General features: G+C 45.7%; 1 protein-coding gene. It reads left to right on the top strand.

What is annotated here, in order from left to right:
- A partial coding sequence (locus NE664_13315) for a hypothetical protein (GenBank protein ID MCQ4727611.1) occupies positions 1-390 on the top strand: 390 nt, incomplete at its 5' end.
- Positions 391-501: the final 111 nt, after the last annotated feature.

Raw genomic sequence — 501 nt, 5'->3', positions numbered from 1 at the left:
CGGGGAAAGGAGCCTATGGAATATAAGTTGGTGATATTTGGCCGCCTCGATGGCCTGAATGACTATACAGCAGCAAACCGGACAAACCCGCATAAGGGTGGGAAGATGAAGAAAGACAACGAGGAAACCGTCATATGGGCGATCAGACAGCAGTTACGGCGGTTACATATAGAAAAGCCCGTGTTCCTTAAATTCTCATGGTATGAGCCAAATAAGCGGAGGGACCATGACAATGTGTCAAGCTTTGGCAGGAAGGTGATCCAGGACGCACTTGTGAAATGCGGTGTGCTGAAAGATGATGGGTGGGACTACGTCATAGGGTTTACGGACCAATTTTTCTGTGATCGAAATGAACCTCGCATCGAAGTACTGATTGAAGAACGGGAGTGATATTTTGGGAGGAGATGGAAACTACATAAAAATAAGCCGGAACATTCTCGAATGGGAGTGGTATCGGAATATCAATACAAAGGTTCTATTCCTTCACATGTTACTGAAAGC

The sequence above is a fragment of the Anaerotignum faecicola genome (genome assembly GCA_024460105.1).
GTDB lineage: Bacteria > Bacillota > Clostridia > Lachnospirales > Anaerotignaceae > JANFXS01.
This window is presented reverse-complemented; position numbering and strand designations above follow the sequence as displayed.